Consider the following 23,200-nt stretch of genomic DNA (forward strand, 5'->3'; position numbering starts at 1 on the left):
AACGGCCCTGGGGGTTTCTCGCAGGAGTTACGTCGAGATATGTATCGAGGACGAAGATGAGTGAACAACCGCGTGGCTTCTACTACGCCGATGTCGTTGCGGTGGAACGACTCACGGTGCACATGGTGCGTGTGACGTTCGGCGGTGAGCACGTCGCCGGCTACCGCACGCTCGGGGTGCCCGACGAATGCGTCGGAGTCTATTTTCCCAGGGCAGGCGAAGTGATTCCGCCGCCGATGACCGAGGTCGACGGGTTCTGGTGGTTCCACGGTCTCGACGATGCTCCCGAAGGCCGCAACTACACCGTCCGTCGTCTCGATCCGGAGCGCGGTGAGCTGACCATCGACTTCTTCGCACACGAGGGCGGCGTCGCGTCCACCTGGGCCCAACAGGCCGTCCCGGGGCAGACGGTGCTGTTCACCCGCCCGCGATCCTGGTATTCACCGCCCGCCGACGTCGAATGGCTGCTGTTGGTCGCGGACATGACCGGGTTGCCCGCACTCGGTCGGCTCGTCGAGCAATTGCCCGCCGGGGCCAAGGCTCACGCCATTGTCGAGGTGCTCGAGCGCGGCGACATCCAATCCTTCGAGACCCCGGCCGACGTCACGTTCGATTGGCGTATCGGATCCGGAAACGGCGACAGCGCAAGCGTTCTCGACGACGCGGTGTTGGCGTACCCACTGCCGGAGGGACGTGGGTACGTGTGGTTCGCAGGCGAGGCGTCGTCCTCGCGTCGGGTGCGCAAGCACTTCCGCAAGGAATTGGGCTACGACATCGCGTACTTCGACATCATCGGATATTGGCGTGCCGACTCCGAGAAGTGGCTCGAGAAGTACAAGCAGTACCAGGAGGAGGCGCTGGCGGTGTACAACGGCGTCATCGAATCCGGCCGGTCCGAGCAGGAAGCCAGCGAAGCATTCGATGCGCTGCTGGAACGTGTCGGACTGTAGGTGAGCAGAACTTCGTAGCAGGGGTCGAATTACCGCTCACGTGGGGCTGCGTCGAACTCGTAATCCGGCAGTTCCAGTGTCGCCGCGTCGGGACCGAGGAACTTGCTTGTCACGGCCTGCACGGGCTTGGATCCGGCTAGGCGCAGCACGGTACGGAATGCAGCGACTCCCGCCGAGGTCTTCGGATGCGCGACGCGAGGCACACCGGGTGGGAGTTTCTGCGCCTGATCGACGAACGGACGCATCCGCGCCTCGAAGGCCTCGAAACCGGCGCGATGATCACTCGCCCGCGCGAGCTCGCCTGCGAGAACGTACGCGCCGGTGACCGACAACGTGGTTCCCATGCCGCTCAACGGCGTTGCGCACCAGGCGGCATCGCCGAGCATGCCGATTCTGCCGTCGGACCAGCGCGGGGCCTTCACCTTCGCCAGATAGTCGACGTACAGCTCGGAGTCCGGTCCCAGCGAGTCCAGGATCCGGGGCACTTCCCAACCGACACCGGCGAATGTCGAACGCAGGGCGGCGATGACGCGTTCGGTGGACGCGCCCTCGTAGCCGCTGTCGTCGGACACCCAGGATAGGCTGAATCGCGTCGTGCCGAGGTTGTCCGGTCGTAGATTCGCCACGCGAGATCCGGGGGCGTTGTACCAACGCCACCAGCCGTCGTCGCTCGGTCCCTTCGGCAGTACGCCGTAGGCGGTGTACAGGCCGACAGGTGTGGTCTCGGCCTCCCCGGCGAACACCAGTTCCCTACTGCTGGAACGTATTCCGTCGGCGAAGAGAACGAGGTCGAACCTTTCCGCTGCGCCCGTTGCGAAGGTGACATCGACGCCGTCGGCATCCTGAGTCGCCCCGACGACGCGATCGCCGTAGCGATACTCGGTTTGTGGTACGGCGGATTCGACGAGGATCCGCGCGAACTCGCCGCGCAGAATCTCCAACTCCGCGGTCGGCCCGTCGTGAGATCCGTCGCCGGCCGGGAATGCCGCGATGGTGGCGTCGCCATCGTCGACGAATCGGGTGCCCTTCTCGGTGGTGCCGTTCGCGAGGAGGGTCGCGTCCAGGCCCATGCGCCGCAGCACCTCGCGGCCGGAGCCGCGAACGTCGATGTTCTGGCCGCCGAGCCGCAGTTGCGGTGAGCGTTCGAGGACGGTGACCTCGAAGCCGGCGCGGTCCAGCCAGAACGCAACGGTGGGACCGGCGATGCTGGCACCGGTGACGAGTACACGAGAAGTCATGGACCGGGAATGCCCGGGCGGCAGGTCGTTCAATCCCGGAGGGAAAGTAGCTGAGCCTCACCTTTGTGGTGTACTTTCATCGAATTGTCTTCAATGTCCCGTTTTCGTCAGGAGAACCGTGTTCACCGTTCGCCGTCTGGCGCTGCTCTCGATCAGCGCAACCCTCGCCCTCGGTCTCGTCGCATGCAGCTCGGACGGCTCGTCCGACGAAGGCACGTCCAGCTCCGAGTCCGCCTCCGCAGAGTCTGCCCTCGTGGTGTACTCCGGCCGCGGTGAAGAGCTCGTCGACCCACTGATCGAGCGCATCGGCGGCGGTATCGAGGTCGACTACTCGGGCAACACCAACGCCCAGGCCGCAAAGATCCTCGAAGAGGGCGACGCGACCCCGGCTGACGTCTTCTACGGCCAGGACGCAGGCGCACTCGGTGCCCTCGACGAGGCGGGCGCTCTCGCACCGCTGCCCGAGGACATTCTCTCGCTCGTTCCCGAGCAGTACCGCGGTGCCGACGGCACCTGGGTCGCCACCTCCGCACGGGCCCGCGTGCTGGCCTACAACTCCGATTCGGTGCAGGCAGCAGACCTGCCCACCGGTATCGACGGACTGCTCGATCCCCGCTGGCGAGGACAGATCGGCTACGCACCGACCAACGCGTCGTTCCAGGCCTTCGTCACCGCCCTGCGCGTGCAGCGCGGCGAGGACGGTGCCCGCACCTGGCTCGAAGGCTTCGTCGCCAACGAGCCCGTCGCCTTCGAGGGCAACGGCCCGCTGCTGACCGCCGTCAACGACGGACAGGTGGCCACCGGCCTGCTCAACCACTACTACTGGTACCCCTTCAAGGACGAGAACGGCGACGACGCCCCGGTCGAGCTGCACTACTTCGAGCCCGGTGACCCCGGCGCGCTGATCAACGTCGCCGGTGCCGGTGTGCTGGCTGCCTCGGACAACCAGGAAGCGGCCTTCGATTTCGTGCGCGAGTTGCTCTCGACCGAATCGCAGACGTACTTCGCGAACGAGACCGCCGAATACCCGGTCATCGACGGAGTCACCTCCGACTACGACCTGCCGCCGCTGTCCGAGCTTGGTTCGACCGATCTCGATCTGGGTCAGCTCTCGTCCCTCGAGGCCACTCAGACCCTCCTCACCGACGTCGGAATCATCTAGTCGGTGCTCACGTCTGCACTCCAGCCGCTTCGGCGGCGCCACTTCGGCGGTCGTCCCGTTCTCGGGACGGCCGCGTTGTGCGTGGGAGCGCTGACACTGACGCCGTTGGTGTATCTGTTCGTTCGAGCGTTCGACGGCGGAACCGAGAAGGTTCTGCGACTGCTTCTTCGGCAACGCACACTCGACCTCGCCATCCGCACGGCAACGCTGACGCTCACCGTGCTCGTCGCGTCTGTTGTGGTCGGGACGCTGCTGGCGTGGTTGACCGTCCGTACCGACCTACCGGGTCGACGCTTCTTCGCGATGGTCCTCGCCGCTCCACTCGCCATCCCGTCGTACGTGTCCGGGTACCTGTGGATCGCCGAGTTCCCCTCGTTGGCAGGGTTTTCCGGTGCGGCCCTGGTGCTCACGTTGTCCTGCTTTCCGCTGGTGATGCTGCCGGTGTCCGCGGCGTTCGCCACCGCGGACCCATCGTTGGCCGAAGTGTCCCGCACCCTCGGCCGAGGCGCTGTGCGCACGGCGCTGACCGTCGAGTGTCGGCGGGTGGTGCCGGCCGCGGCGGCAGGTGCGCTTCTGGTGGCGCTGTACACCATCAGTGACTTCGGGGCGGTGGCTCTGATGCGATACGACGCCTTCACGCTCGGCATCTACAGTGCGTACCGCGGGGGACTCGATCGCACCGCGGCCGCCGTCCTCGGACTGGTCCTCGTGGTGGGCGCGTTGGTGCTCACCCTCCTCGAACGGCGTGCCCGACGCGGCGCCACGGCGAGGGTGGGATCGGGAACGGACCGGCAGGCCGAGCCGATCGTCCTCGGCCGGTGGCGCATGCCGGCTCTGGCCGTTGTCGTTGCCGCACTGACAGTCTCGGTGGTGGTTCCGATACTGGCCTTGGCGCGATGGCTGAGTCGATCGTTGCGATTCACCGTCGACTGGGTGGACGTGCTGGCCGTCACGGCCAAGACCGTCCAGTACTCCGCGACCGCCGCGGTGGTGGTGGCCGTGCTCGCGCTTCCGGTCGCGTTGTTCGCGGCCCGATCCACGTCGAGGGCGGCCCGCGGCGCCGAGTTGTCCACCTACATCGCGCACGGACTACCTGGTATCACCGTCGGGCTCGCCACGGTCTTCCTCGGAATCAGGTTCCTGCCGTCGTTCTACCAGACGGCGGTGCTGCTGGTGCTGGCATACGTGGTGCTTTTCCTTCCATTGGCCGTCGGCAGTACCAGAGCGGTGGTCGACGCCACTCCCGTTGTCCTCGAGGACGTCTCACGGACCCTGGGCGCAGGCAGGCTGCGTACCGACCTTCGCGTGACGATTCCGATCGCGGCACCCGGCATCGCCGCCGGGGCTGCCCTGGTGTTCCTGACCGTCGCCAAGGAACTACCCGCGACGTTGATGCTGCGCCCTCGGGGAGTCGACACACTCGCGACTACGCTGTGGTCCACCACCGAGGCGTTCCGATACGGCGAGGCGGCACCCTACGCCCTGGCCCTGATCCTGATCTCGGTGGTTCCGACGGTCGTACTGACACGGGCGCTGGGGCGCACGACGCGGAAGCGAGTAGCACTGCCATGAGCATGGTGATTTCCGGACTCGTTGCCTCGTACGGCAGTACGGCGGTCCTGCACGGGATCGACCTCGACCTCGGCGACGGAGAGATGCTCGCCGTTCTCGGCCCCTCCGGCTGCGGTAAGACGACCCTGTTGCGATCCCTTGCGGGACTGCACCGCATCGACGCGGGCCGGATCACCTCCGACGGGCGGGACATCTCGGTGGCGGGGCAGATTCAGGTACCGCCGGAGAAGCGGGGGATCGGCCTGATGCCGCAGGAAGGTGGGCTGTTCCCACACCTGACGGTACGAAGGAACATCGAATTCGGCTTGCGTGCAGGGTTTCTGCGGCCCTACCTGTCCGGTCGCGCAGAGCGCACTCGACGCGTCGACGAGATGCTCGAGCTCGTCGGACTGCCCGACGCCGGTGGGGTGAAACCCAGCGAGCTCTCGGGCGGTCAGCAGCAGCGCATCGCGTTGGCACGTGCGCTCGCGCCTGCTCCGTCGGTGGTGTTGATGGACGAGCCGTTCGCTGCCCTCGACGCGGGGCTGCGTACCTCGATTCGTCAGGATGTACGAGAGTTGTTGCAGTCCAGCAAGACCGCGTCGATCCTCGTCACCCACGACCGGGCCGAGGCGCTCGGAACTGCAGATCGGGTCGCCGTGCTGTTGGGTGGTCGCTGCGCCCAGATCGACACCCCGCGTGAGGTGTACGAGCGACCCGCCACACCCGCGGTCGCGAGGTTCGTCGGCGACGCCTACTTCGTCGACGCTGCGGCCCAGGGCGGCCACGTCGACACCGTCCTCGGGCGTCTCGAATCCACCACCCGAGCGACGGGCGACGGGCAGGCGTTGCTCCGGCCCGAGCAGCTGCTGGTCTCGGAGCTCGACGACGGCGCATTCGTCGTCGAACACGAGTTCTTCACCGGCCCCGAATCCTCGGTCACTCTGCGGCACAGCGACACCGGGTTGCGGCTTCGAGCCATCGCGCGGACCGCCGACCGACTCGCCCCCGGCGCCGCCGTGGACGTCACGGTGACATCGCCGGTGCACTGGTTTCCGTCCTCGTCGGACTAGTTTCGCAGCTCCACCAACACGATCGGCTCGTCCTGGCCCGGCCAGGTACCCAGCAGATGGGGCAGCTCGGTCGGAGTCGCATCGATCACCCGCCGGACATGCAGGTGGGGTGACGTCGAGGCGCTTCCACCGGAACCCCGCACCTGCGTGGTGGACTCACGCACCGATCGAGAACCGTCGGCCGCCTGCACCACGAGCTCTGCCTGGCCAGCGGCCTCGACGATGGCCGCGGTGGTGACCGCCACGTACACCGGATCGCCGACGCCGTCGTACACCCAGCGCGTGCCGAGCACCGAATGTTCCATCGTGGCAACGAGATACGTGTCTGCCCCGGGCAGTGGTGTGCTGCGGTAGGTGAGTGGCACCTGAAACACGGTGCCCGACGCAGAACGCAGGAGATGTGTCTCGATGCCGACCTCGCCGTCGGGATCGTCGAATCGATACGCGCCGACGGCCTCGAGTCCGGTGATGTCCAGACGGGAAGACCACGCCTGCGTCGGAAGCCACGCCGCGATTGCGTCGAGTTTCGATGGAACGAGCGTCGCGTGATGAATGAGGGCCATGCGCAAAAGCTACCGAAGGAACGCTATCGGGTCGGTTCCGCTCCACGCTTGGGCATGAACAGTGCCGCGACGGCCATCACCGCTGCCGCCGCCAGGACACCCAGAAAGACCGGATGGATGGCGTCGGACAGTTGTTCGGGGCTCGGGTCGTCGGAGATGCGTGAGTTGACGATGGCACCGAACACCGCGACCCCGACTGCGCTGCCGATGGAGCGGGCGAACATGTTGGTCGAGGTGGCGACGCCCCGCTCGGACCATTCGACGCTCGACTGAGCGGCGATGAGGGTGGGGCTGGCGATCAGACCCATACCGAGGCCGATGACGAAGCACACCGCGCCGACCTGCCACACCTGTGAGCCGGCACCGAGGCCGGTGGCGAATGCCGCTCCGACGACCGCGATGGAGGCACCGATCAGCGCCGTGGTGCGGAAACCGAACCGGAGATACACCCGTCCGGAGAGAGATGCCGCGATGGGCCAGCCGAGCGTCAGGGTGGACAGCGCGAAGCCTGCGACGATCGCGCCGGTGCCGAGCACGCCCTGCACGAACGTCGGCACGTACGAGGTCAGGCCGAGGATCAGAGCGCCGACGAGCAGTGAAATGAAGCTGCTGACCACCAGCACCCGACGCGTGAACACCCACAGCGGCAGGATCGGCTCCTCGACTCTGGTCTGCACCACTGCGAACGCGGCGAGCAAGGAGACTCCGGCAGCGAAGATGGCGATGCTGACAGGGGAGTTCCAGGCCCAGGACTGTCCGCCCTCGAGCAGCCCGAGCAGCACCATCGCTGCGCCCACCGTCAGCAGGCCTGCACCGAGGTAGTCGATCTTGGGTTTGGTGCGTTCGACGGCTCCCTCGTCGAACTTGCGCCACAGCATCACCGCGGCCAGCGCGCACAGCGGAATGTTGACGAAGAAGATCCAGCGCCACGTCAGGAACTCGGAGAAGATACCGCCGAGTGCCGGGCCCAGTACCGAGGACATCGCCCATACGCTGGCGAGGTAGCCCTGCACCTTGGCGCGCTCGGCCAGGGTGTAGATATCGCCTGCGATGGTGATGGCCATCGGCTGCACGGCACCTGCGCCGAGGCCCTGGACTGCACGGAAGGCGATCAGGGCGGGCATGCTCCAGGCCAGTCCGCACAGGATCGAGCCGAGCAGAAACACCGCGATGCCGAACAGCATGATCTTCTTGCGGCCGAACAGGTCGGCCAGTTTGCCGTACAGGGGTACCGATACCGCCTGCGCCAGAAGATAGATGGAGAACAGCCACGGAAACTGCGTGAAGCCGCCAAGGTCGTCGACGATGGACAGCACCGCAGTGGCGATGATGGTCGCGTCGAGGGCGACCAGAGACGTACTGAGCATCAACGCAACCAGTATCGGTCCGCGTTCGGAGCGGAATCCGACATCCGAGGTCGTGTTTTTCGTTGCCACGGCTACCAGTCTGATGCCTGCCGGCACCCCCGCGGCCACCGGCCCAGATAGTGTTGAACACCGTGCGACCATCACTGAGTAGCTACGAGCATCTGGCCGGCGGCAAGGTCCGCGATCTGTACACGATCGACGACGCGCATCTGCTGCTCGTCGCGAGCGACCGAATCTCGGCCTACGACCACATCCTCGACACCCCGATTCCGGACAAGGGACGCGTGTTGACGGCCATGAGCGTGTTCTTCTTCGAAGAGCTCGGCGGCGTCAACCACTTGGCCGGCGATCCGCTCGACGAACGCATTCCCGCCGAACTGCTCGGCCGTGCCCTGGTGGTGAAGAAGCTGAACATGGTGCCGATCGAATGCGTCGCGCGCGGCTACCTCACTGGATCCGGGTTGGCGGACTACAACGCGACCGGAGCCGTGTGCGGCGTGCAGCTTCCCCCCGGGCTCGTGGAATCCAGCAAGCTCGACCAGGCGATCTTCACGCCCGCGTCGAAGGCCGAACTGGGCGATCACGACGAGAACATCACCTTCGACCAGGCCGTCGAGCAGGTCGGTGCCGAACTCGCGTTCAAGTTGCGCGAAGACACCATCGAGATCTACTCGCGCGCAGCCAACTTCGCTCTGGAACGCGGAATCATCCTCGCGGACACCAAGTTCGAGTTCGGTACCGATGCCGACGGCAACCTCGTCCTCGCCGACGAGGTTCTCACTCCCGATTCCTCACGCTACTGGCCCGCCGATTCGTACCAGGAAGGTCGCGTCCAGCCCAGCTTCGACAAGCAGTTCGTCCGCGACTGGTTGACGGGCGAATCCGGCTGGGATCGCAGCTCCGACACTCCACCGCCGCCGTTGCCGGACGACATCGTCGCCGCAACACGCAGCCGCTACATCGAGGCCTACGAGCGCATCTCGGGCCTGAACTTCGACGATTGGGTCACACCATGACGATCACCCCACCCGTTGCCAAGAAGGTGCCGCACGAGCGCACCCACCACGGCGATACGTTCATCGACAACTACGAGTGGCTGCGTGCCAAGGACGATCCCGAGGTGATCGCCCACCTCGAAGCCGAGAACGCATACACCGAGCAGCAGACCGCAGGCCTGGAGTCGTTGCGCGGCAAGATCTTCGACGAGATCAAGTCGCGAACCCAGGAGACCGACCTGTCCGTGCCGACGCGGATGGGGCAGTGGTGGTACTACTCGCGCACCGTCGAGGGACAGTCCTACGGTCTCCAATGCCGTTGCCCCGTCGATTCTCCCGACGACTGGACTCCGCCCACACTGTCGTCCGACGTGGACGTCCCCGGTGAGCAGATCCTGCTCGACGCCAACGAAGAAGCGAAGGGACACGACTTCTTCTCCCTCGGAGCGTTCTCGATCAGCCTCGACGGCACGCTGCTGGCCTATTCCACCGACACCGAGGGCGACGAGCGCTACACACTGCGCTTCAAGAACCTCGAGACCGGCGAACTGCTCGCCGACACCATCGAGAACGTCGCGCCCGGAGCCACCTGGACGGCCGACGCCACTCACGTGTTCTACCTGACGGTCGACGAATCCTGGCGTCCCGATACCGTCTGGCGGCACACCCTCGGCAAGTCCGGGGACGTCAAGGTCTTCCACGAGCCCGACGAAAGTTACTGGGTCGGCTTCGGTTCGACCCGTAGCGAGAAGTACCTGATGATCTGGGTCGGCTCGAAGATCACCTCCGAGTGCCTGGTGCTCGAATCCACCGATCCCGAGGGCGAGTTCCGCGTCGTACTGCCCCGCACGGACGGCGTCGAATACAGCATCGAACATGCCGTGGTGGCCGGTGAGGATCGATTCCTCATCACCCACAACGGCTCGGTGAACGGCTGGGGCACCGAGGGGGAGAAGGCCGAGAACTTCCTGCTCGCCGAGGCTCCGGTCTCGGACCCACTCGACCAGCGCACCCTGGTTCCGCATCGCGACGACGTTCGGGTCGAGGACATCGATGCGTTCGCCGGCCACCTGATCTTCACCTACCGTCGAGAAGCCCTGACGCGCATGGCGATCTGGCCGCTGACCGACGAGGGGTACGGCGAGTACCGCGAGCTCGAATTCGACGAGGAGCTCTACTCCGTCGGCGCAGGCTCGAACCCGGAATGGGATCAGCCGCTGCTTCGGATGGTGTACACCTCGTTCATCACTCCCGGCCAGGTCTACGACCTCGACATCGCCAGTGGCGAACTGCTGCTCCGTAAATCGCAGCCGGTTCTGGGCGAGTTCGACGCCGGTGACTACGTGCAGCACCGTGAATGGGCCACCGCTCCGGACGGAACTCAGGTCCCGCTGTCCGTCATCGCGCGCAAGGACGTGCCCGACGGCCCCGCGCCGACGCTGCTGTACGGCTACGGATCCTACGAGGCGTCGATGGACCCGTCGTTCTCGGTGGCGCGGCTCTCGCTCCTCGATCGCGGCATCGTCTTCGTCGTCGCACACGTTCGCGGCGGCGGCGAGATGGGTCGGCACTGGTACGACAACGGCAAGACGCTGAAGAAGAAGAACACGTTCACCGACTTCATCGCTGCCGCACAGCATCTCATCGACACCGGACGCACCTCGCCGAAGCATCTGGTCGCCGACGGCGGCAGCGCAGGCGGACTGCTCATGGGAGCGGTGGCCAACATGGCACCGGAGCTGTTCAACGGCATCCTCGCCAACGTTCCGTTCGTCGATCCGCTCACCTCCATCCTCGACCCGTCGCTGCCATTGACGGTCATCGAATGGGACGAATGGGGAAACCCGTTGGCCAGCAAGGAGGTGTACGACTACATGAAGTCCTACAGCCCTTACGAGAACGTCGAGGCCAAGGACTACCCGTCGATCCTGGCGATCACGTCCATCAACGACACCCGCGTCCTCTACGTCGAACCCGCCAAATGGGTTGCGGCCCTGCGTGCAACGAAGACCGGTGACTCGGACCTGCTGCTCAAGACCGAAATGAGCGCCGGACACGGAGGAGTCAGCGGACGCTACGAGAAGTGGAAAGAAGCGGCTTTCGAGTACGCGTGGATCGTGAGTGCGGCTGGCGCCGCAGTGGCGTGATCAGGCGCCCTTTGGGGCACTTATCCGCACCACTGGCGCGTCAGCGCCACACGTAGCGGACCTGCGGTCGCCCGGCTTTGCCGTATTCGGTGTGCCGGGTGACCAGTCCGTCGTCGGCGAGGCGCTCGAGATATCGCCACGCCGTCACTCGGGACACTCCGACGACCTTGGCGGCCTCGGATGCATTGAGTCCGTCGGCCGCTTCCTTGATGCTCGCGGTGATGCCGTCCATCGTCTGCGGGGCGATGCCCTTGGGTGTCGAGACGCGTTCGTCGGCCGTCCGCAGATGCGCCATCGCGCGGTCGATGTCGCGTTGACTCGACGCGTTCTCGCCTGCCGGCAACGCGGCATGGAACTCGCGATAGCGCTCGAGCTTGTCGCGGAACGCGGCGAAGGTAAACGGCTTGAGCAGGTACAGCACGATGCCGTGTGCCACGGCGGAGCGCACCACCGACAGATCCCGTTCGGAGGTGATGGCGATGACGTCGGGACTCGGGCGTAGACCGCCGAGCGCCGCCGCCACGTCGATGCCGCTCGCGTCGGGCAGACCGATGTCGAGCAACACCAGATCGACGGCCTCGGTGCTGGCGAAGCGCATGGCCGACGCTCCGGTGTGCGCCACCCCGGCGACCTCGAAGCCCGGGGTGCGCTCGACGTACGTCTTGTGCGCTTCGGCGATCAGTGGTTCGTCGTCGACGATCAGGACGCGGATCACGAGAGCGATCCCGGAATGGTGGCGACCATGACCGATCCGTACGTCACTTCCGAGGTCAAGGTGCCCCGATGGCGACCGATCACCTGGGTCACCAGGGCGAGGCCGAGACCGCGTGAGCCGGACTTGGTCGAGTAGCCGCGCCGCAGAGCAGCTTTGAGCGTCTCCGGCGGCATTCCGGGACCACTGTCGGCGACTCTGACGAACAGTTCACCATCGGCGTCACGGACCGTCACTTCGACCCACGGCTGGTCGGATTCTTTCGAGGCATCGATGGCATTGTCTATCAGATTGCCTACCAGCGTGACCAATTCACGTGCAGTGAGCACACCCTCGTGCTCCATCGCCGTGTCGTCGGTGATCGTCAGCTCCACGCCCTGCTCGGCGGCCTGACTGACCTTGCCCAGCAGCAGCGCAGCGAGCGCAGGTTCGCTCACCGCGTTCATCAGTCGATCGATGAGGGCCTGTGAAAGTTCCAGATCTGCCGTCGCGAATTCGACAGCCTCCTCGGGTCGACCGAGCTCGACCATGGTGATGACGGTGTGCAGCCTGTTCGCCGACTCGTGAGCCTGCGAACGCAGCGACTCCGCAAAGCTACGAACCGAGTCCAATTCACCCATCAACGAACGCAATTCGGTCTGATCACGAATCGTCAGCACATTGCCCAGGCGTCGGCCCTCCCACATCACCGGATCCTGATTGACGACGAGTACACGATCCTTCGTCAGATGCAGTTCACCGCGCACGATGCCGGTGTCCATCTGCTGCATCGACTCCGGCAACGACTCGAACGACACCGGGCCCTCGGGCAGATCGAGGAGGCGTCGGGCCTCGTCGTTCACCAACTCCGCCTCGTCACCGCGGCCGAATACCAGCAGGCCCTCACCGATCGAGTGCAGCACTGCGTCGTGATGCTCGTACATCGTCCGCAGCTCCGCCGGTGCCATTCCCAGTGTCTGACGCCGGAGCCGGCGGCTGAGCAACGTCGACCCGGCGGCAGCCACGACGAATGCCGCGAGCACGACCGCGATGATGAGCGGCAGGCCCTGGAAGAACTGATCACTGATCTTCTGGCGAGTGACTCCCGCCGAAACGAGGCCGACGATCTCACCTTCCGTATCTGTGACCGGAGTGACCGAACGGATCGACGGGCCGAGAGAACCCACGTAAGTCTCGGTGAACGTCTCGCCCTGCAACGCGCGATCGATGTTGCCGCTGAACGGTTTACCGATCAGGTCGACGGTCGTGTGGGTGAAACGGGTCCGATCCGGGGCCATGACCACGATGAAATCGACACCCGTGACCTGACGGATCTTCTCGGTTTCCGGCTGCAACCGAGACGTCGGATCGTCGGATTCGATCGCAATCGGCGTCGACGGTTCGTTGGCGATACTGACCGCGATCGCCGTGACTTCGCGTCGGGTCGCGTCGTCGCTGTTGGACCGCTCGTTGAGGACCGTCAGGATGCCGCCGGCGAACACGACGACCGCCATGACGACTAGCTGGAGCACCAACACCTGGCCGGCGACGCTCAGTGGGCGCTTCGAGGACAACGCAATCCTTTCGTGCAATACATCGAACGTGAACGAAATGAACGTATAGGTGACTCCTGTCACCCGGTGCAGCAACATCATCTCTCAGCAGGGGTGATCCACCTCACTCCACTCCCAGTAGTCACGAAGTCAGCAGTTCGACTCGCGCTTCACCGGAACCCAGAAGGAACATTCATGACAACCATCGATGCCGAGCGGTTCGACAATCCGCCCACCGAGCCCAAGAAGAAGCGCGACAAGACTCATTGGCTCTATATCGCGGTGATCATCGCTGTGATCGCAGGTGTGGCCGTCGGCCTGCTGTGGAAGGACTTCGGCGTCGAGCTGGCAGTTCTCGGCACTCTGTTCGTCAGCCTGATCAAGATGATGATCAGCCCGGTCATCTTCTGCACCATTGTCCTCGGAATCGGATCGGTCCGCGCCGCAGCCAGCGTCGGCCGAGTCGGCGGCCTGGCACTGGCGTACTTCCTCACCATGTCGACCATCGCGCTCGGCATCGGCATGGTCGTCGGCAACCTGATCCAGCCCGGTGACGGCCTGAACATCCCCGTTGCGGGCGCAGGTTCGGAGTATGCGGCCGACGCCGAAGCCGCGGGCGGCACGATGGACTTCATCGCCGGCATCATTCCGACGTCGCTGTTGTCCTCGCTCACTGCGGGTTCGGTTCTGCAGACACTCTTCGTCGCCATCCTGGTCGGCTTCGCGTTGCAGGCCATGGGCAAGAGCGGCGAAGGCATCCTCAAGGGCATCGGCGCAGTACAGAAGCTCGTCTTCCGCATCCTGACCATGATCCTCTGGCTCGCCCCGATCGGCGCTTTCGGTGCCATCGCCGGTGTCGTCGGCAAGACCGGCTTCGACGCCGTCATCCAGCTCGGCACCCTGATGCTGGCGTTCTACATCACCTGCTTCATCTTCGTCTTCTTCTTCCTCGGCCTGATCCTGAAGTTCGTTTCCGGATTCTCGATCTTCAAGCTGGTCAAGTACTTGGCCCGTGAGTACCTGCTCATCGTCGCCACCTCGTCCTCCGAGTCGGCCCTGCCGCGTCTGATCGCCAAGATGGAACACGTCGGAGTCGAGCGCACCACCGTCGGCATCGTCGTCCCCACCGGCTACTCGTTCAACCTCGACGGCACCGCGATCTACCTGACGATGGCCTCGATCTTCATCGCCGACGCCATGAACCTGCCGCTCTCGATCCCCGAGCAGTTCTCGCTGTTGCTGTTCATGATCATCGCCTCGAAGGGTGCAGCCGGAGTCTCCGGAGCCGGTCTGGCCACGCTGGCCGGCGGCCTGGAAAGTCACGCCCCTCAGCTGCTGGACGGAGTCCCGATCATCGTCGGAATCGACCGCTTCATGTCCGAAGCCCGCGCCGTGACGAACTTCTCGGGTAACGCAGTCGCCACCCTGCTGGTCGGCACCTGGACGAAGACTCTGGACAAAGAACGAGTCAACACGGTGCTCGACGGCGGACTGCCGTTCGACGAGGAAACCATGGTCGACGACCACCTCCCCGAGGACGACCGGCCTGCAGATAAGCAGGTCATCATCGAAAAGTCCGCCGCCAAGGCGTAGTACCTGCCGGGCGCCGCGCATCCCCCCGTCGCCCGGTTCGGAAAACCGAGAACGACCCCGCCACCAGCGGGGTCGTTCTTGTTTTCCACGTCGGTTCCCGTTCTCGGCGTACTCACAGGTAAGTTCGGATGATGACTGAAGTTCAGAACATCGGCATCAACACGCTGGGCGGTGCGCCCACCTCGCTCGACGAGTACGCCGGACGGGCCGTGCTCGTGGTCAATGTCGCGTCCAAGTGTGGACTGACCCCGCAGTACGAAAAGCTCGAGAAGCTCGCCAACGATTACTCCTCGCGCGGCCTGTCGGTCGTTGGAGTGCCCTGCAACCAATTCGGTGGCCAGGAGCCCGGCACGGCCGAGGAGATCGAAACCTTCTGCTCCACCACCTACGGCATCACCTTCGCGATGACCGAGAAGGTCGACGTCAACGGTGACAATCAGCACCCGTTGTATGCCGAACTGACCAAGACCGAAGACGCCGAAGGCAAGGCCGGAGACGTCCAGTGGAACTTCGAGAAGTTCCTGATCTCGCCCGACGGCGTCGTCACCAACCGTTTCCGTCCGCGCACCGAGCCGGACGCCCCCGAGGTGCTCGCAGCGATCGACAAGATCCTGCCGAAGGAAACGATGTCCGTTTAGCTTCTGTCTGCATCGACTTCGAGCCTCGTTCACGCTGGTGTGCGAGGCTCGAGTCATGTCTGGACGTCTGATCGTGTCGGTGAGCGGTATCAAGAACGACACCTACGAGCACGCCGCCGAATTCGCGCGGATCCTCGACGGTCGAGGTGTTCCGCTGTCACTGCTCGTCGCGCCTCGGTTGAAGGACAAATACCGTCTCGCAGCGGACGTGCCCACCCAGGAATGGCTGCGGGCGCGACGCGACGGCGGCGACGCGATCGTCCTGCACGGCTACGACCAGGCCGCGACGAAGCGTCGACGCTCCGAGTTCTCCGCACTGCCGCGTCACGAAGCCCGACTCCGACTGATGGCGGCCGACCGCGTCATGGAACAGACCGGCCTGCGCACCCGAGTGTTCGCCGCGCCGCGCTGGATCGCCTCACCCGGTGCCGTGGAAGCACTCCCGGACGCGGGATTCCGAATGTTGGCTGCGTTGAACGGTATTCACGACCTCGACCGGGACGGCGTCGTCCGCGCCCGAGTGTGGGGAATCGGCGAAGGATTCAAAGCCGAACCCTGGTGGTTCAAGGCACTGGTACTCGGCGCAGGCCGCACCGCCCGCCGTGACGGAGTGGTTCGCCTGGCCATCAGTGCCAAGCAACTCGGACGGCCCGGACCGCGACAGGCAATCCTCGACGCCATCGACCTCTCCCTGCACCACGGAGCCGAGGCCGGGGTCTACGAATGGACCCCGCGATCCAAAGCCCGCGTGGCGTAGCGGACTGTTTCGCTCGCTTCGCTCGCTGTCGCGTCAATGGACCATTGCACTCCCCAGACGTATGCAAAGTGACATTCACGCGCACGGGGTTGTGGCGTGAATGTGCCAGTGCACCGCTCAGACGTATGCAGTGGTCCATTGACGCGAACGGGGTGGGCGCGGTCGTAGACTTGTCTCGATGAGTGCTATGAGCGTGACCCTGGACGACATCGTCGCCGCGCATCGTCTTCTGCGCGATCGCAATCCGCTGGTGCAGTGTTTGACCAACACCGTTTCGGTGCAGTTCGTCGCGAACGCACTGTTGGCCGCGGGGGCGGCTCCGGCGATGGTGGACAACCCCGAGGAAGCGGCCGGCTTCGCCGAGATCGCCGACGCGGTGCTGATCAACCTCGGAACTCCGACGGCTGCCCAGGTGGAAAGTTCTCGGCTGGCGTCGGCTGCAGCGAGGGCAGCGGGGAAGCCGTGGGTACTCGATCCGGTGGGAGCGGGCGGTCTGCCGTGGCGAACCCAGGTGGCCGTGGAGCTGCTTGCCAACCGGCCCAGCGTCATTCGCGCAAATGCATCGGAAGTCATGGGACTGGCGGGCGCTGACGGCGGATCGCGCGGGGTGGATTCGTCTGCAGCCGTGGCAGATTCGGTTGATGCAGCCCGGTCGCTGCTCGATCGAGTGGACGTGGTGGCGACATCGGGGGAGACCGATCACATCCTCGGTCCCGGCGGCCTGGTGAAGGTGGGCGGCGGAAGTGCACTGCTGCAACGGGTTACGGCCACCGGATGCGCGCTCGGTGCACTGACGGCTGCCTACTGCTCGGTGTCACCGAATGCGCTGATCGGTGCCGTCGCGGCGCACGCGCATGTCGCGGTGGCGTCGGAGATCGCGGCCCGGTCGACGTCGCGGCCGGGATCCTTCGCAGCCGCGTTCCTCGACGGACTCGACACGGTCGACGAGTCGGCAATTCGTGAATTGGTTCGGCTCGACATCGGCTGGCCTGAATGACGCGCGCTCCAGTGTGCACCTGGTGCTGCACTGTGCCGCAGTATCCGCGGGAATGTCGCGAAATGTGCGCGTTGTGGTGCGAAAAATGCAGATCGTTGCGAAGGTAACGCCCTCTTGACCGAAACGTGATGTAACGGAACATGTTTGCGGGCGGACATACCTGGCGTCGGGCAAATCGAACCAGGTGGTCTCATGAAGCGAATTCTCCTCGTCATCCTCACCGCTCTCAGTCTTGTCGCGTGCGGAAACTCGGACGAACCGGGCGCAGCGCCGGCCACTGCTGCCCCCACCACGGCGTTCACCTCGCGCGCTCAGGCCCCGGCCACCCAGCCACAGGCCCAGCAGGACGAGGGCCGGCCGATCGTCGACGCCGGGGGCGCAGAGCCGAACGGTCCGGTCGACTCGAACACCGAAGAGCTACCGGAGAACAACTCCCTGCCCGACGGCGAACAGCATGCACCGGGCTCGGAGTACCCCATCTGCCTGGGGCTGGACTCCACGAGGGTGGTCGACGCGGTCGCGTCGTTGCCGGAGTACTTCCCGGGCGAGCCGTGGATCGCAACGAAAATCGGTGACGCCTGCGCGCCGTTCACCTGGGTGCGAGCCGACACCGGCGGGACCGTGTCGTCTCCGACGCACCTTCTCTTCTTCGCAGGTCACAACTACGACTACCTGGGCACAGCGACGCTCGAGCCCACCGCGTTCACCTCGGTGGTGGGCCAGACCGCCGACACCGTCACCGTGAACTACCGCTGGCCTCTCGCGAACGACGCCAACGCGAATCCGACCGGCGGCCCGGTGACGATCGACTATCGGTGGGACGGGACGCAGGTCACCATGATCGGCACCCTCCCGCCCGAGGTCATCGGCTAGATCGAGACGGACGATTCCTCGGGAAGCTCGCGGATTTCGGCGTCGGACATTTCCTTGAACCGGCCGTAGTAGATGCCCCTGGCCTGTTCCGCGACGATGGCCTGGTGGATGGGGAATGCCATCCTCGGAGCCACCGCGCGCAGGAACTCGACGGTCTCGGAGAGTTTCGACCACGGCGCGGCTGCGGGAAGCGCGAGCACCTCGACCTGCTGCTCGGGGACGAACAGCGAGTCGCCCGGATGGAAGAGCTGGCCTGGATTCTCCGGGGTGCCGAGCAGGTAGCCGGTGTTGTCGATCTCGGGTAGCTCGGGATGGATGACGGCGTGCGTGCCACCGACACCGGTGACCGTGATGCCGCCGACGGCGAAGGCCTTGCCTGCGGGAGCTGCCGCCCATTTGCTGCCGAGCTGGCCTGCGGTCATCGGATCGGCGTGCAGTGCCGCTCGCGGATTCGCCTCGACGAGCGCGGGAAGTCGTTGCAGATCAACGTGATCCGGATGCTGATGGGTGACGAGGATCGCGTCGAGTCCGGTGATGCCCTCGAACCCGTGAGAGAACGTGCCGGGATCGAACAACACGGTGGTGCCGTTGAGTTCGACGAGAACGCAGGAATGTCCGAAGTGTGTCAGCCGCATGGACTCCACAGTAAGCGCGGTTTCGCGCCTCCCGCCAGGGCTGCGTAGACTCCCACCTGCCGGTAACTGTCTTGCTGTACGTATTTCAAGGAGCGCTTTCGTGGCCCGAGTCGTTGTCGATGTCATGCCCAAGGCCGAGATTCTCGATCCGCAGGGTCAGGCGATCGCAGGAGCGCTCGGCCGTCTGGGGATCTCCGGCGTGTCCGACGTCCGCCAGGGCAAGCGCTTCGAGCTCGAGGTCGACGACACCGTCGACGACGCTGAACTCGAGAAGATCGCAGAATCACTGCTGGCCAACACCGTCATCGAGGACTGGACGGTCACTCGCGTGTCGGTCGAGCCCGTCGCATGAGCGCCCGCGTAGGTGTCATCACCTTCCCCGGAACCCTCGACGACGTCGACGCCTCCCGCGCGGTCACCCTCGCCGGTGGCGAGGCCGTCAGCCTGTGGCACGCCGACGCGGACCTGAAGAACGTCGACGCCATCGTCGTCCCCGGCGGATTCTCCTACGGCGACTATCTGCGGGCCGGCGCTATCGCTCGTTTCGCCCCCGTGATGGAGTCCGTCGTCAAGGCGGCCGAAGGCGGAATGCCGATCCTCGGCATTTGCAACGGCTTTCAGGTGCTCTGCGAGGTGGGCCTGCTCCCCGGAGCGCTGACCCGTAACCAGGGTCTGCACTTCGTCTGCCGCGATCAGTGGCTGAAGGTGGAGAACACCGACACCGCATGGTCGTCGCGATACGAGCCCGGCGCCGAGATCCTGATCCCGGTCAAGAACGCAGAAGGACGGTTCCAGGCACCGCAGAACGTGCTCGACGAGCTCGAGGGCGAGGGTCGCGTCGTGTTCCGCTACAGCGGCACCAACCCGAACGGATCGCAGCGGGGGATCGCAGGTATCTCCTCGGCCAACGGTCGGGTCGTCGGTTTGATGCCGCACCCCGAACACGCCACCGAGCCGCTGACCGGACCGAGCGACGACGGCCTGGGCATCTTCTATTCGGCACTGGACACGATCGTCAACGCCTGACCCCAACCTGTCGGTGGCGGCGGTTATCGTGCCGCCATGACACTGACATTGGGCATGATCACGTTCGATACAACCGATCCGGAACCGCTCGCACGCTGGTGGGCTGCGCAGGCGGACGGAACGATAGTGGAGGAGAACGACGGCTGGTTCTACGTCATCGAACTCGCCGCCGCGCCGTACCGAATGGCGTTTCAGAAGGTCGACGACCCGACGCCCGGCAAGAATCGCGTCCACCTCGACATGACCACCGTTGACCTCGACGCTGAGGTCGCGCGGCTGGTCGAGGCGGGTGCAAGCGAAGTTGCGCAGCACACCATGGGCGACTTTCGCTGGGTGACACTGACCGACCCCGATGGGAATGTGTTCTGCGTGTCCGGGTCGCACTGAGCATCGAATGCCGGCCCAGGCGTGGGTGACTCTGGTGGTGGGCGTCCTCGCCGTCGTCGGGGTCGCTCTCACCATTCGTCAGCGCACCGTCGCCGACAAACGAGCGCAGGCATGGCAGCGGATCACCTGGTGCCTCGACCACACAGTCAGCACGGACGACGCCGAAGCTGCCCTGGGGTGGGATATCTACGGGGCGGTCACAGATTCGCCACTCATAACCAGAACAGAACAGGACGTTCTCGTTGCCGTTGCCGATCGCGCCCTCCGACGCGCACTGGCGGAACCCTCTGAATGCGAGGACACTGACAATCGAGTCGATGAGCTGGAGGAACCGCGATGACCACCACCGAGGAACGCAAGATCAAAGCCGGGCGTCCGGAAGTCGCCGCGGCCGCCGCTCGCGCATCGATCGCAATCCGTGAACGCAACGGGCGTGAGGTACCTCAGTGGATTCGCGACGCCGCAGCGGGACGACCCACCGTCCCGCCGCCCGAATAGCGCGCGTCCTCTCAGGACACGAGCGCCCAGCATTCCGTCTCTGGAATGCGGGGCGTTCGTGGTGAATGCCAGGCGTTCGGACCGTCGAACACAGTCATGCCGCACACTCTCGCAGCTCGGTCACAGTCGAGGCGAAGATGCCGGTGGGTTCGATCGAGATCCCGTCGAACACCTGGCAGTACTCGCCGTCCCGCCAGAAGAACACCGAGCGAGACAGTGGGCTCGGTGTGTCACGACTGAACATATCCGCCAGATCGGCGAGCTCTGCTGCTGCCGCGAGCGCCACGTCGGCGTTGCGCGGACGGTGAAAAACGAACTCGTAGGCATTGGGAACGACGAACAATACGCCGTACAGACATTCGCCGAGGTGCGCGGAGATCAGCGTGGTCATATCGGCAACCTTCGACGCGAGGTAGATCGAATCACCGCTGAGGACCTCGATGTCGATGCTGTTTCTGCTGAACATTCGGCCGTCCTCGAACTTCAGCGCTGCGGTGTTCCTTCGGCCGGCTGCCCAGGCGGCGTTCAGGTCTCGGCCGACGAGATGCCGATCTGCCAGTGTCACAGCGCGATTCGGAGAAGACAGGTTCAGCACCCGTCGCGGTGCGCCCGGCACGTCGAGTAGTGGGACGGAATACTCGTACTCGCACTCACCCATAGCCGCCAGGGCGGATGGAGCGATGACGCGCTCGCGCAGCCGCGAGTGGAATTCGTCGTCGGACAATCCGGTGAAGAACGTGGGATCCGCCTCGCGCATCGTCTCGATCATGAGGTCGACATGGCCGGCGATGATGCCGTCCCACGCCGATCGACTCACCCCGGAGCACCGGGCGAACACATTGTTCAGTGACATGCGAACGCCCGAGCCCACCGCCAAAGTCGTCGCGTCCTCGCGGTGAACCACCACCCCGCGCTTGCGAAATGCTTCGATCGTCTTCATCCGCACGATGGCGAATGTGGTCGCGTGAACTGCGCCGTAGTCAGGCAAAGAATGAAATTTCATCAAGTCGTCCCCCCGGTCGGTGTGTGCTCTCGAGGTGTTCGACGCGGCGGCTGCCACAATGGTTCCCATGTCGACTCACGCCTCCGCAACCGGTCTCTGCAACTTCGTCGACGTGTCGCCGTCACCGTTCCACGTCTGCAACACGGTGTCGGTACAGCTCGAGGACGCCGGTTTCGTACGCCTCGAGGAGACCGACGCCTGGCCGACGGACCCGGGCCGCTACTACCTCGTTCGCGGCGGATCACTCGTCGCGTGGAGTACCGAGCACAGTAATTCGGGTCGTTCCGCAGGCTCCACTCCTGACGGCCCCTTCCGAATCGTCGGCGGGCACACCGACAGCCCCAACCTTCGCGTGAAGCAGCATCCCGATCTGCAATCCGCGGGCTGGCAGATGGTGGGCCTCGAACCGTACGGCGGTGCCTGGCTCAACTCCTGGCTCGATCGCGATCTGGGTATCTCCGGCCGGCTGAGTGTGCGCGACGGTAACACGGCCCGCGAGGTACTGGTGAAGGTCGACGAGCCCATTCTGCGAGTTCCGCAGCTGGCAATCCACCTGTCCGAGGATCGCAAGGGCGTCACCCTCGATCCGCAGCGACACGTCAATGCCATTTGGGGCGTGGGCAATTCACCTCAGTCCTTCATCGCCTACGTTGCCGAGCGAGAAGGCGTCGACCCGCATTCGGTATTGGGTTGGGAGTTGATGACACACGACCTCGCACCCAGTGCCGTCGTGGGTGTGGAGTCCGAATTGGTTAGTGCGCCGCGTCTGGACAATCAAGGAACCTGTTACGCCGGAACTCAGGCTTTGCTTGCCGCAGTGGACAATCCGACCGCAGTGACGCCGGTGTTGGCACTGTTCGACCACGAGGAAGTCGGCAGTATGTCCGACCGCGGCGCGTTCTCGGACCTGCTGAACACAGTGCTCGAGCGCATCGTGCTGGGACGCGGCGGTGGGCGTGAGGAATTCCTGCGCACGATGGCCGGATCCATCTGTGCCTCGGGCGATATGGCGCACGCGACGCATCCCAACTATCCCGACCGGCACGAGCCCGCACACCGCATCGAACTGGGTGGGGGACCGGTACTCAAGGTCAACCAGAATCTGCGCTACGCAACGGATTCCGCGGGAGCGGGGGCATTCGCGCTCGCCTGTGACCAGGCCGGAGTTCCCTTGCAGCGCTACGTACATCGCGCCGATCTGCCGTGCGGATCGACCATCGGACCCATCACCGCGTCGCGCACCGGCCTGTCCACGGTGGACGTGGGTGCAGCGCAGCTGGCCATGCATTCGTCGCGGGAATTGATGGGAGCCAGCGACGTGAAGTCCTACGCCGACGCGTTGGCGGCGTTCCTGGCTCCTGCCTGAGCTCGATCGGCGGCGCAAACGCGCGCGCATTCGTCAGGTGCTCGCGGATTCGTGACCCGCTCGGTGGCGATTTCGCGCGCGTTCGGCAAACGCGCGCGCATTTGCGGGGATGGGGGCGGAGGGTGTGGGCGGAAGCT

The 23,200-nt window shown here is 65.1% G+C and carries 24 protein-coding genes; 17 read left to right on the forward strand and 7 right to left on the reverse strand.

All coding sequences use genetic code 11. From position 1 onward, the window contains the following. The first annotated feature begins 56 nt into the window (after window positions 1–56). Window positions 57–950 carry a siderophore-interacting protein gene (locus CH251_RS24240; protein WP_094615465.1) on the forward strand — a complete coding sequence of 298 codons (894 nt, stop codon included), beginning with the start codon at window positions 57–59 and terminating at the stop codon, window positions 948–950. Window positions 951–979: 29 nt separating this feature from the next. Here the strand turns inward: CH251_RS24240 and CH251_RS24245 are convergent, their stop codons facing one another. Next, entirely contained in the window at window positions 980–2,188 is a 1,209-nt protein-coding gene (locus tag CH251_RS24245) for an FAD-dependent monooxygenase (protein WP_094615466.1), read from the reverse strand. Window positions 2,189–2,306: 118 nt separating this feature from the next. On the opposite strand from CH251_RS24245, the gene CH251_RS24250 reads away from it, so the two are divergent. Genes CH251_RS24250 through CH251_RS24260 form a run of 3 tightly spaced genes read left to right on the forward strand, consistent with a single transcriptional unit; the run spans window position 2,307 to window position 5,974 of the window. Further along, window positions 2,307–3,350, forward strand: a complete 1,044-nt coding sequence (locus CH251_RS24250; protein WP_094615467.1) for an iron ABC transporter substrate-binding protein — start codon at window positions 2,307–2,309, stop codon at window positions 3,348–3,350. Window positions 3,351–3,353: 3 nt separating this feature from the next. After that, the gene (locus tag CH251_RS24255; RefSeq protein ID WP_256979286.1) at window positions 3,354–4,922 is read left to right on the forward strand and encodes an iron ABC transporter permease; all 1,569 of its coding nucleotides are present in this window, start codon (window positions 3,354–3,356) and stop codon (window positions 4,920–4,922) included. After that, complete coding sequence (locus CH251_RS24260; protein ID WP_094615468.1) at window positions 4,919–5,974, forward strand: ABC transporter ATP-binding protein; 1,056 nt, start codon at window positions 4,919–4,921, stop codon at window positions 5,972–5,974. Before CH251_RS24255 ends, CH251_RS24260 begins: the two co-directional genes overlap by 4 nt. Here CH251_RS24260 and CH251_RS24265 read toward each other — a convergent pair. Both CH251_RS24265 and CH251_RS24270 read right to left on the reverse strand, forming a co-directional pair. Then, complete coding sequence (locus CH251_RS24265; protein WP_094615469.1) at window positions 5,971–6,537, reverse strand: hypothetical protein; 567 nt, start codon at window positions 6,535–6,537, stop codon at window positions 5,971–5,973. The two genes, CH251_RS24260 and CH251_RS24265, sit on opposite strands and share 4 nt — an antisense overlap. A gap of 23 nt (window positions 6,538–6,560) precedes the next feature. Further along, window positions 6,561–7,973: an MDR family MFS transporter gene (locus tag CH251_RS24270; protein WP_094615510.1), complete on the reverse strand. Its 1,413-nt coding sequence runs from the start codon at window positions 7,971–7,973 to the stop codon at window positions 6,561–6,563. A 62-nt stretch (window positions 7,974–8,035) separates the two neighbouring features. Here CH251_RS24270 and CH251_RS24275 point away from each other — a divergent pair, with 62 nt between their 5' ends. Further along, a complete protein-coding gene (locus CH251_RS24275; protein WP_094615511.1) occupies window positions 8,036–8,920 on the forward strand; it encodes a phosphoribosylaminoimidazolesuccinocarboxamide synthase in 885 nt (294 codons plus the stop codon). Further along, on the forward strand, window positions 8,917–11,046 hold the full coding sequence (locus CH251_RS24280) for a S9 family peptidase (RefSeq protein WP_094615470.1): 2,130 nt from the start codon (window positions 8,917–8,919) through the stop codon (window positions 11,044–11,046). The genes CH251_RS24275 and CH251_RS24280 overlap by 4 nt, the downstream gene beginning before the upstream one ends. 40 nt (window positions 11,047–11,086) lie before the next feature. On the opposite strand, the gene CH251_RS24285 is transcribed toward CH251_RS24280, so the two are convergent. After that, on the reverse strand, window positions 11,087–11,761 hold the full coding sequence (locus CH251_RS24285) for a response regulator (RefSeq protein ID WP_032395931.1): 675 nt from the start codon (window positions 11,759–11,761) through the stop codon (window positions 11,087–11,089). Then, entirely contained in the window at window positions 11,758–13,251 is a 1,494-nt protein-coding gene (locus CH251_RS24290; RefSeq protein WP_256979290.1) for a sensor histidine kinase, read from the reverse strand. Before CH251_RS24290 ends, CH251_RS24285 begins: the two co-directional genes overlap by 4 nt. 234 nt (window positions 13,252–13,485) lie before the next feature. Here CH251_RS24290 and CH251_RS24295 point away from each other — a divergent pair, with 234 nt between their 5' ends. The 5 genes from CH251_RS24295 (at window position 13,486) to CH251_RS24315 (ending at window position 18,148) form a co-directional block, all read left to right on the forward strand. Continuing rightward, window positions 13,486–14,883, forward strand: coding sequence for a cation:dicarboxylate symporter family transporter (locus CH251_RS24295; RefSeq protein WP_094615471.1), 1,398 nt, complete (start codon window positions 13,486–13,488; stop codon window positions 14,881–14,883). A gap of 128 nt (window positions 14,884–15,011) precedes the next feature. Then, on the forward strand, window positions 15,012–15,521 hold the full coding sequence (locus CH251_RS24300; protein ID WP_306436850.1) for a glutathione peroxidase: 510 nt from the start codon (window positions 15,012–15,014) through the stop codon (window positions 15,519–15,521). 55 nt (window positions 15,522–15,576) lie between these two features. Then, window positions 15,577–16,278 (forward strand): DUF2334 domain-containing protein, encoded by a 702-nt coding sequence (locus tag CH251_RS24305; RefSeq protein ID WP_094615472.1) that lies wholly within the window; start codon window positions 15,577–15,579, stop codon window positions 16,276–16,278. Between the two features lie 178 nt (window positions 16,279–16,456). After that, window positions 16,457–17,275, forward strand: coding sequence for a hydroxyethylthiazole kinase (gene thiM / locus CH251_RS24310; RefSeq protein WP_179273648.1), 819 nt, complete (start codon window positions 16,457–16,459; stop codon window positions 17,273–17,275). 192 nt (window positions 17,276–17,467) lie between these two features. Next, the gene (locus CH251_RS24315) at window positions 17,468–18,148 is read left to right on the forward strand and encodes an LppP/LprE family lipoprotein (RefSeq protein ID WP_094615473.1); all 681 of its coding nucleotides are present in this window, start codon (window positions 17,468–17,470) and stop codon (window positions 18,146–18,148) included. Here the strand turns inward: CH251_RS24315 and CH251_RS24320 are convergent. Beyond that, complete coding sequence (locus CH251_RS24320) at window positions 18,145–18,783, reverse strand: MBL fold metallo-hydrolase (RefSeq protein ID WP_094615474.1); 639 nt, start codon at window positions 18,781–18,783, stop codon at window positions 18,145–18,147. The genes CH251_RS24315 and CH251_RS24320 overlap by 4 nt on opposite strands. A 100-nt stretch (window positions 18,784–18,883) precedes the next feature. Here CH251_RS24320 and purS point away from each other — a divergent pair, with 100 nt between their 5' ends. The 5 genes from purS to CH251_RS27645 are packed head-to-tail and all read left to right on the forward strand — an operon-like array spanning window position 18,884 to window position 20,694. Continuing rightward, a complete protein-coding gene (purS, locus tag CH251_RS24325) occupies window positions 18,884–19,135 on the forward strand; it encodes a phosphoribosylformylglycinamidine synthase subunit PurS (RefSeq protein WP_094615475.1) in 252 nt (83 codons plus the stop codon). Then, the gene (gene purQ / locus CH251_RS24330; RefSeq protein WP_094615476.1) at window positions 19,132–19,809 is read left to right on the forward strand and encodes a phosphoribosylformylglycinamidine synthase subunit PurQ; all 678 of its coding nucleotides are present in this window, start codon (window positions 19,132–19,134) and stop codon (window positions 19,807–19,809) included. Before purS ends, purQ begins: the two co-directional genes overlap by 4 nt. 36 nt (window positions 19,810–19,845) lie before the next feature. Continuing rightward, entirely contained in the window at window positions 19,846–20,196 is a 351-nt protein-coding gene (locus tag CH251_RS24335) for a VOC family protein (RefSeq protein ID WP_094615477.1), read from the forward strand. A gap of 7 nt (window positions 20,197–20,203) precedes the next feature. Further along, entirely contained in the window at window positions 20,204–20,536 is a 333-nt protein-coding gene (locus CH251_RS24340) for a hypothetical protein (protein WP_032395921.1), read from the forward strand. Further along, window positions 20,533–20,694, forward strand: a complete 162-nt coding sequence (locus tag CH251_RS27645) for a hypothetical protein (RefSeq protein ID WP_179273649.1) — start codon at window positions 20,533–20,535, stop codon at window positions 20,692–20,694. The genes CH251_RS24340 and CH251_RS27645 overlap by 4 nt, the downstream gene beginning before the upstream one ends. A gap of 94 nt (window positions 20,695–20,788) precedes the next feature. Here CH251_RS27645 and CH251_RS24345 read toward each other — a convergent pair whose 3' ends face one another. Next, entirely contained in the window at window positions 20,789–21,697 is a 909-nt protein-coding gene (locus CH251_RS24345; protein WP_179273650.1) for a hypothetical protein, read from the reverse strand. A 58-nt stretch (window positions 21,698–21,755) separates the two neighbouring features. Here CH251_RS24345 and CH251_RS24350 point away from each other — a divergent pair, with 58 nt between their 5' ends. Then, the gene (locus CH251_RS24350) at window positions 21,756–23,063 is read left to right on the forward strand and encodes a M18 family aminopeptidase (RefSeq protein ID WP_094615478.1); all 1,308 of its coding nucleotides are present in this window, start codon (window positions 21,756–21,758) and stop codon (window positions 23,061–23,063) included. Window positions 23,064–23,200: the final 137 nt, after the last annotated feature.

Source organism: Rhodococcus sp. 06-462-5, from assembly GCF_002258315.1.
Classification (GTDB): Bacteria; Actinomycetota; Actinomycetes; order Mycobacteriales; family Mycobacteriaceae; genus Rhodococcoides.